The sequence below is a fragment of the Acinetobacter sp. S4400-12 genome (assembly GCF_024129495.1).
Lineage (GTDB): Bacteria > Pseudomonadota > Gammaproteobacteria > Pseudomonadales > Moraxellaceae > Acinetobacter > Acinetobacter lwoffii_C.
On the sequence record NZ_JAMXYB010000061.1, the window covers coordinates 1 to 5,203 of the forward strand.

General features: G+C 35.5%; 6 protein-coding genes. All 6 read left to right on the top strand.

Translation table 11 applies throughout. The features are described from left to right. Nucleotides 1–105: 105 nt before the first annotated feature. The 6 genes from NI461_RS13705 to NI461_RS13730 all read left to right on the top strand — a co-directional run bounded on the left by NI461_RS13705 (nt 106) and on the right by NI461_RS13730 (nt 5,148). Entirely contained in the window at nt 106–513 is a 408-nt protein-coding gene (locus tag NI461_RS13705) for a hypothetical protein (RefSeq protein ID WP_253157748.1), read from the top strand. Nucleotides 514–830: 317 nt separating this feature from the next. Next, nucleotides 831–1,904 carry a PDZ domain-containing protein gene (locus tag NI461_RS13710; protein ID WP_253157750.1) on the top strand — a complete coding sequence of 358 codons (1,074 nt, stop codon included), beginning with the start codon at nt 831–833 and terminating at the stop codon, nt 1,902–1,904. 258 nt (nt 1,905–2,162) lie between these two features. Then, nucleotides 2,163–2,750, top strand: coding sequence for a recombinase family protein (locus NI461_RS13715; RefSeq protein ID WP_253157753.1), 588 nt, complete (start codon nt 2,163–2,165; stop codon nt 2,748–2,750). Nucleotides 2,751–2,850: 100 nt separating this feature from the next. Beyond that, on the top strand, nt 2,851–3,264 hold the full coding sequence (locus tag NI461_RS13720; protein ID WP_253157756.1) for a plasmid replication DNA-binding protein: 414 nt from the start codon (nt 2,851–2,853) through the stop codon (nt 3,262–3,264). A gap of 358 nt (nt 3,265–3,622) precedes the next feature. Then, the gene (locus NI461_RS13725) at nt 3,623–4,570 is read left to right on the top strand and encodes a replication initiation protein (RefSeq protein WP_253157759.1); all 948 of its coding nucleotides are present in this window, start codon (nt 3,623–3,625) and stop codon (nt 4,568–4,570) included. Nucleotides 4,571–4,836: 266 nt separating this feature from the next. Then, on the top strand, nt 4,837–5,148 hold the full coding sequence (locus NI461_RS13730) for a hypothetical protein (protein ID WP_253157762.1): 312 nt from the start codon (nt 4,837–4,839) through the stop codon (nt 5,146–5,148). Nucleotides 5,149–5,203 lie beyond the last annotated feature (55 nt).

Genomic DNA, 5,203 nt, shown 5'->3' on the forward strand with positions numbered 1-5,203 from the left:
AAATCCATAAATAGGTGTCCACTTAAATTTAAGTGGACACTATCGCGGTATTAATGAGTTAGAAAAAGTGGGGTTCAGCGGACGCTTACGTTCAAGATGACGGATGTGGATGAGATTAACGATACTGATGAAGCATACAGCTTAGGTAAGAATGACAAGATAAAACTACCTTTCCTGCATATTCACGTTTGCATCATTGCTGATTGTAATAAGACGATACCTCAAGCATTTAATGCTAAAGCTCAAGCAGCTTTAAATGAAATAGCTGGGTTATCGAAAGCCAGGTACTACAAGAGCAAAGCACGTAATATCTCTGTCCTTGATGAAGAAACTGGTGAACGTAAGGTTTATCGAACCAATGCTCAGATGTACAAATCGTTGAAGAAAGAGTTTGATGATGTTTATGACAGGGTAAAGTACCTTGCTAAACTTGAGCAAAAAGACCCTGAGAACATACCATTCAGACAGAAATTTGGTTGCAGTAGACTTCCAAAGTTGGAAAGCAACACCTGATGATTTAGGGACTAGTTTGTAAATTATGTAATCTGAGTAGCACCTATTTTTATTAAAAAAGTAGGTGTTATACAAACATATTGAAATAATGATAATATATGTAAATCAATAATTTAATTCCATTATTTATGGTTTTAAAAAGTTGTGTTTGTTAAGCAGACAAGCCCTTAATATTCTGAATAAAGACCTCAGATAACAGTGTTTATAGGATATTTCTGTAGAGTTTCCTATTTTTTAGGGGGAAAGCGGTTTTAATAGTTGGATGTAGAAACATGCACTCCTATTGATTTATACAGAAAATTTAGAGAAGTTTTAATATGTCATCTACTAAAATTAAATTGATTGGATTCCTGACTCTAATGGGGTGTGTAACAGCGGATGCAGGCAATAACTTTTCTATACTCAACGAGTACAAAACACCTGATGGTGGAATTATTCTAACTACTAGAAAGATTAATAAACCTGGCTATGAGCTTTTAAAAGTTACAGACCTTTCTGCCCCTCCCACAGCAACTAGAAAATCTAGTGCTAATACAACTAATAGAAAGATTGATGAACCTGAAGATAAGCGTCAGCCACTCATTATCCATGCAGCTAATGGTCCTATAATAGAAACCCGAACACTTAGCAACAATAGTGTTAGTACCAGTAATGTTTCTAAACCTACTAGCAACAATAGTGTTGATACAAGTAATGTCTCTAAATTTTATAATTCAGTAGATTGGCGAGAAGATGAAAAACAGAATTCTGAATATTTAAAACCAGGCGAACAAGTACAAGTATTAGAAGTTGCGCCTGGTCTAGAAAGCTACAAGTCTTATTCCGCACAAGGATATAAAGCTATTGGGCAAAGTATATTTAGAGATTGGGATGTGTCAAAAGATTCCCTTATAAATCAGGCTAAGAAAGTAGGAGCTACTTTTGTAACTTTCTCAAAATATGCAGACTCATCAATTACTTATTCAGTGAAAGATAATCTTAACAATTTAGCAAATACTGTTAATCCTAAAAATTTAGCAACTATTATTGATCCTAACAATTTGGGTATTATCTACAGTTATGAAGTTCTCTTTTATGTTAAAGATAACAGCCACAAGAACCCTAATGCATTTGGGTTTACAATTAGTGATATTCCACTTGAGAAAAGAAAGACTTATCAGAGAAATACGGGATCGTATGTTGAAACTGTAGTTCAAGGTTCGAAAGCATACAATGCTAATGTACTTAATGAAGATGTAATTATTGCTATTAATAATAATCCTATATTAACAGATGATGACTTCCTGAAGATTAAGGAAAAGGAATTGAAAAAGACTAAAGTCCTAGAGTTAAAGATTCTTAGACTAGTTAATAATGAACTCAAGGAGTTAAATATTCCTGTTAATTTTTAATAATTTAACCCTTTTAGTAAAGCAATCATATTAGATTGCTTTTTTTATATCTACTGATAAATAAATTGTTCCTAAAGGTGTGCTTAATCGGAACTTACCCTAAGTAATTAACCTATCATTGGACTATACGTAAATCATAAATAATTTAATGATAATAGTTACTATCATTAGACTTATTTTTTAAATTAAATGATAGTAAAATTCATAAATTATCATTATACTATTTTAATTAACTTTAAATGATAATTTGGATTAAATATGACAATACGAATCTATGTCAGGGCATCAACCAAAGATCAGAATGCTGAACGTGCATTAGATGATCTGATTCAATTCAGCAAAAGCTATGGCAGTGAATACTGCACATATATTGAGAATTTCTCAGGCACTAAATTAGACCGACCTGAATTAAATAAGTTGCTTGATGATGCACAAAAAGATGATGTATTGCTGGTTGAATCAGTTGATAGATTAAGCAGACTATCACAGGATGATTTTGCAATCTTGAAACAGCGTATCAGTGATAAAGGATTGCGTTTAATCGTCGCTGATCTACCTACTACACATGCAATGCAGGAAGGTATGACAGGCGAAATCATGCGAGTAATTAATGCAATGCTGATCGACTTGTTATCTACTATGTCAAAGTTAGACAATGACAAACGAAAAGAACGTATTAAGCAGGGTTTGCAGATTTCAGGTTATAAACCAACAGGAAAAAAAGCAGATACAGTAAAGCATGAACGAATCAAGGAATTAAATGCTAAAGGTTTAACAAAAGAAGAAATCGCTAAAGCTGTGGGGTGTGGCGTAGCTACTGTGTACAGGGTTTTGAAAAGGATTTAGTTACAGCGACTAAATCCTTTACATAGGGCTTTTTTATTAAAAACACACATGCTAAATGTTGTATATTATTGTGCATATAGCAGAACAAGAATGAACATATATGAGCAATCTATCAATTAACCAAGCTAGCAAACTATTTAAAGTCAGTCGTAACACTATCTATGCTCGTATAAAGAGAGGTGACTTAACTAAGAATGCAGATGGGGCTGTTTCTGTTCAAGATATGATACGTTTATTTGGGAATAAAGCAGATAAGAAAGCAACAGAACAAGCTGTCAATGAACTACTGAACAGTGCAAATAATATTGCACAACCAACTGAACAGCCGAAAAGCAATCATGAACAATTATTTATACAGCAGATTGAACAATTAAAATTACAAGTTGAACAGTTAGAGAAGCAACTGGAGTATGTAAAGGCAAATGAAGCATGGTTGAAAGAACAGCTAAATCAGCGCTTAATTGAACATAAAAAACAAGAAAAGAAGGGTATTCTTTCCAAACTATTTAGATAGGCTACAATTAAACATAAACATAGCCCTAGAACGCACGTATAGCGCCATAGAGCCTTGTTAATACATCAGGTGGTACTAGGGTAGCCTAAGCATTTAAAATGGCTATAATAAGAGCTGAGAGCGTTTAAACGCTATGTATTGTTTTCGGAGTATTGAGTAAATAAAAAGGATAATAGAATTATAAGTTTTTTTGCTGATACGATCTGTGTTAAAACTATTACAGAAATGAAAAAGCCCGTAACTTTCAAATCTTGGCGGACTAGAAGTTACAGGGCTTGAATCCTTAGAACATATTTGCACATGATCTGTCAGTAATAATACAGATTAAAAGTGCATTTGCAAACAGGTACGTTATGCAATGCAACAACTCGCAATAGCTTTAGAACAATTAACAGACAAATTCCCTTCAAAACCATATTGTTCTGATGATCTATCTTATGGACTTCAAGTACGTCCTAAAGCTATCGCTTTGCTTAAGCGGTACATTCAGGCTAATCACCCGTATTACACAAACTTCCTTATTTTTGACTTAGACAGTCCTACGGCGTACATCGACTTCTTTTACGATATGGTTGGAGTACCAACCCCCAACCTAATTGTTGAAAATCCTGAGAATGGACATGCTCACTACGTCTACCAACTAGCGACACCTATCTATAACACTGATTGCAGCAGACCAAAGCCAATTCAGTACGGTAACGCCGTCTACACCGCACTGAGAGAAGTGTTAAAAGCTGATAATGGTTACACAGGGTTAATCACTAAGAACGCCTTACATGAACACTGGCGTACTCATTTGCTACGTGCAGAACCGTACACCCTCAAGCAACTATCAGAACGTCTAGACTTAACACAGCATAAGATCACTAAACCAATATCACCTCATGAAGCTGTAGGACTTGGACGCAATTGCTGTGTATTCCACACAGTACGCAAGTGGGCTTATGTTGAGATCAGGAAGTACAGAGGTAAAACGTACAATCAATGGCTGCAAGGCGTTATTGATCGCTGTACAGCACTTAACAGTGAGTTCACAGCACCAATGAGCTATAACGAAGTCAAAGGGATTGCTAAGAGCATCGCTAAATGGACTTGGAAGCGTGACAGCTACTGTTACCAAGAGTTTATCGACAGACAGACACGTAAGAGCAAGCTAGGTTCTTCCAAAGGTGGAACAGCTCGCTCTATCCAATACCATGATAAACGACAACAAGCACAGCAACTAAAAGCAAACGGCATGAATAACACTCAGATTGCAAAGCAACTGGGAGTTCATCGAAACTCAGTTAACACCTGGCTAAAGTAAAAGTGCACAAGTGCCCCTAAATCAGGTAATAGCTCTAGTATGGAAATTTCGGTTATTCTCTAAATTCTTCTTAGGTCTCCAATTATTAGTAAAAGTTCGAGTTCGGACAAAAATACGTGTTATAATTTTAAATCAAACCCTTTCTACGTAAGAGTTTGATCTTATAAAAACTCTGCATAATAAACAGATAGTATTAAGTTATGAGCATAGAAATGACTGTATTGGATTAATAACTGATAAATGAGGAGAAACTTATTAAAGCACCTGTGGGTATTACTCCCTTAAACGCTACACAGAATGGGGATGCAAAACACTACACTGCAAACCCTGATCACTTAGAACAGATCGAGAGTGTACTGTTCTATGCTAAAGAAAACATGACTTCACCTTGCTCATTTCATTTACTCAGCCATGTATCTGAACCTGAGAAGTTTAACAAAGGTGATTTCCTTAAAAACTTTAGCAGAGCACTCAAACGTCAGTACAAGAGCAGCAAACAACAAGCACCTGAAACACTCTTAATCTATTCCATTGAGTTCAAGAGTAAGCATCCGCTGAACGCCATCGCCAAGTTTTAACGGGGTTCAGGTTTCCAGCGGTGAGGTAGTAATTCTTCTATTTGGGGCACTTTAT

Excerpts from the sequence above, each read along its gene's own strand:
- NI461_RS13710 (WP_253157750.1), top strand. The coding sequence starts at position 831 with ATGTCATCTACTAAAATTAAATTGATTGGATTCCTGACTCTAATGGGG.
- NI461_RS13715 (WP_253157753.1), top strand. The coding sequence starts at position 2,163 with ATGACAATACGAATCTATGTCAGGGCATCAACCAAAGATCAGAATGCT.
- NI461_RS13720 (WP_253157756.1), top strand. The coding sequence starts at position 2,851 with ATGAGCAATCTATCAATTAACCAAGCTAGCAAACTATTTAAAGTCAGT.
- NI461_RS13725 (WP_253157759.1), top strand. The coding sequence starts at position 3,623 with ATGCAACAACTCGCAATAGCTTTAGAACAATTAACAGACAAATTCCCT.